This is a genomic window from Nocardiopsis chromatogenes YIM 90109 (assembly GCF_000341185.1).
Classification (GTDB): Bacteria; Actinomycetota; Actinomycetes; order Streptosporangiales; family Streptosporangiaceae; genus Nocardiopsis_A; species Nocardiopsis_A chromatogenes.
The window spans coordinates 1-3,156 of sequence record NZ_ANBH01000288.1; the positions used below are offsets into that span (position 1 = coordinate 1).

The 3,156-nt window shown below is 76.4% G+C and carries 3 protein-coding genes; all 3 read right to left on the reverse strand.

What is annotated here, in order from left to right; all coding sequences use genetic code 11:
* The coding region (locus D476_RS0126025; RefSeq protein ID WP_017626844.1) for an alpha/beta fold hydrolase at positions 1–1,290 on the reverse strand (1,290 nt) is incomplete at its 3' end.
* Between the two features lie 59 nt (positions 1,291–1,349).
* Positions 1,350–2,510, reverse strand: coding sequence for a DNA polymerase III subunit delta' (locus D476_RS0126030; RefSeq protein WP_017626845.1), 1,161 nt, complete (start codon positions 2,508–2,510; stop codon positions 1,350–1,352).
* A 65-nt stretch (positions 2,511–2,575) separates the two neighbouring features.
* Positions 2,576–3,156: dTMP kinase (tmk, locus tag D476_RS0126035; protein ID WP_026123860.1), on the reverse strand; the 581-nt coding region annotated here is incomplete at its 5' end.

Below are 3,156 nucleotides of genomic sequence, written 5' to 3' on the forward strand. Positions count from 1 at the left end.
GTGGGCACAGGTGAACGCCGCCCACGCCGAGGACGGCCCGAACAGCGGGGAGGCCTCGGCGGCCTGCTCCGCCGCCCTGCGGTAGGCCTCGGGGTCGCGCGGCGCCGGGGCGTCCGAGCAGTTCACCGCCACCAGCGAGGACACCGAGTTGGTGAAGTCGTCCGGGTCGTCCCGGTCGTAGAGGCGGTCGCCCAGGCGCAGCAGCGCGGTGCCGTCGCCGTCCTCGATCGCGTCGGTGAGGGCGTCGCGCACCTCGCCCCAGTAGCCCTCGCTGTAGAGCGCGCCCATGATGCCCATCTCCACCCGGGCGCGGCCGACCTCGCGGCCGTCGTCCGTGGCGTTGTCCAACGGCTCGCGCCCCGCCTGCTCCAACAGGTCGGCGACCCGGTCCACCCCGGCGTCCACGCCGTCCTCCTCCTCGCCGAGCGGGCACCCGTCCCGCCCCTGGCAGTCCTCGACGAACGCGCGCAGCGCCGTCTCGAAGCCCCCGGCCTGCTGCACGGTGGTCTCCAGCGCGTCCAGGCCCGGGTCGAGGGCGCCGTCGAGCACCATGGCGCCCACGCGCTCCGGGAACAGGTCGGCGTAGTAGGCCCCGATCAGGGTGCCGTAGGACTTGCCGAGGTAGGTGAGCCGCCCGTCGCCCAGGACGGCGCGCAGCACGTCCATGTCGCGCGCCACGTTCTCGGTGCCCAGGTGCATCATGAGGTCCCCGGAGCGCTCCCGGCACCCGTCCACGAAGCCCTGGACGGACTCCTCCAGCGCCTCCACCCCGGCGTCGCCGATCTCCAGCGGGTCGCCGTCGCCGTCCTCGCTCTCCAGGTCGGCCCCCAGGTAGTCGTCCATGCGCTCGGGGGGCAGGCAGGAGAGGGGCTCGCTGCGGGCCACCCCGCGCGGGTCGAACCCGACCACGTCGAGGCGCTCCCGGACGTCCTGGCTGACGGCGCTGGTGGCCGCTCCGGCGTAGTCGTAGGCCGATCCGCCCGGTCCTCCGGGGTTCACCAGCAGCGCCCCTTCGGACTCCCCCTCGGCGGGCAACCGCTTGACGGCGATCTCCAGGGAGCGCCCGCCGGGGTCGGCGTAGTCCATGGGGACCTCGAACACCCCGCACTCGAAGCCCTCGCCGCCGTCCGGGCAGGGGCCCCAGTCGATGGTCTGGGTGTAGAACGGCTCCAGCGCCGCCTCAGGGGCCGAGGAGGCCGGTTCCGGGCCGCCGCCCTGCCCCCCGGCGCATCCGGCGGCGGTGACGGCGAGGGCCGCGGCCACAGCGGCCGCCGGGCGGAGCCTCTTCACGGGGGGACTTCCTTCGCGTCGGGGAGGGGACGGCACCGAGCCTGCCACAGCCCCCGCCCTCAGCCCTCGTACAGGGCGGCCGTCATCGCCTCCAGGGCGATCTGCGGGTGCACGTTGGCGTCGATGCGGCGGCGGCACTCCATGACCGCGTCGATGCGGCGCAGCGTCGACTCGGGCGAAGAGCCGCGGGCCACCCGCTCCAGGTCGCCGCGGGCCGACCCGGTCGGCAGCTCCACCGGGGCGCCCATCTGCAGCGCCAGCACGTCCCGGTAGAACAGCACCAGCTCGGTCAGCGCCGTGTCGTAGGTGTCCCGCTTGATCCTGGTGGCGCGGCGCTTCTGGCGCTCCTCCAGGTCCTTCAGCGCCCCGGCGGCGCCCCGCACCGCCTTGGCCACGCCCTTGCCGGTGCCGCCCTCGCCGAACGCCGCCTTGACCTCGGCGCGCTCGGTCTCGTCCAGCGCCGCCGACACCGCCTTGGCCTCGCCCTCGGCCAGCTCGTACAGGCGTGCGGCCGCCGAGACGCAGGCGCCCGTCCCGTCCAGCCGGGCCGGAAGGGAGAGCACCTCGGCGCGGCGCTCGCGCGCCTCGGCGTCGGAGGCCAGCAGCCGCGCCCGGTCCAGGCGCCCGGCCGCGGCCCGCGCCGCCTCGGCCGCGGCGGCCTCCTCCATCCCGTCCCGCTCGACCAGGGCCCGCACCACCGCCGCCGTGGACGGGGTGCGCAGCCGCACCAGGCGGCACCGGGAGCGGATGGTGACGAGCATGTCCTCGGCCGTGGGCGTGCACAGCAGCCACACGGTGCGCGGGGAGGGCTCCTCCACCGCCTTGAGCAGGGCGTTGGAGGCGGCCTCGGTGGCCCGGTCGGCGTCCTCGAACAGCACGACGCGGAACCGGCCGGAGGCGGGGCGCGCGGCGGCCTGCAGGACCAGCGCGCGGGTGCGCTCCACGCCGAAGCTGAGCCCGCTGGGGCGCACGTAGAGCACGTCGGCGTGGGTACCGGCGAGGACCTGGTGGCAGGAGGGGCAGTGGCCGCACCCGCCGTCGGGGCACTGCAGCGCCGCGGCGAACGCGCGCGCGGCCTCGCTCCGCCCGGACCCGGGCGGCCCGGTGAACAGCCAGGAGTGGGTCATCGAGGTGCCGCCCCCGCCCGCGGCGGCGACGGCGGCCGCGCGCAGCGCGGCCACCGCCTCGTCCTGGCCCACCAGGTCGTCGAAGACGCTCATCGCCCCCAGGATAGGGGCGGGCGCCGACGGGCGGCGCCCGTCCCGGGGAACGGGCGCCGCCGCGGCTACGTGTCGCCGTCCTGGTCGCCCACGACCGGCATCATCCCGGTGATCGCCTCGGCGTCGGAGGGGACCGGGTCGGGCAGCAGCGGCCGCAGTCGGCGCTGGATCTCCCGGGTGACCCGGTCCTGCGGATCGCGCGCGTCGACCACCAGGTAGCGCTCGGGCGCCCGGTCGGCCAGCTCGCGGAAGCCGCGCCGGACCCGGTCGTGGAAGTCCTGGGACTCGGCCTCGATGCGGTCGGTGCCGCCGCCCAGCCGGGACAGCCCCTCCTCGGCCGGGAGGTCGAGCAGCACCGTCAGCCGCGGCACCAGCCCTCCGGTGGCCCAGCCGTTCACCCGGGCGATGTCCTCGGGCGGCAGCTCCCGCCCGGCCCCCTGGTAGGCCAGGGTGGAGTCCACGTAGCGGTCGCTGATGACGATGGCGCCCCGGCGCAGCGCGGGCAGGATCACCTGGTGCACGTGGTCGGCCCGGTCCGAGGCGTACAGCAGCGCCTCGGCCCGCGGCGACATCCCGGTCTGCTCCTTGTCCAGCAGCAGCGCGCGCAGCCGCATGCCCAGCTTGGTGGCGCCCGGCTCGCGGGTGG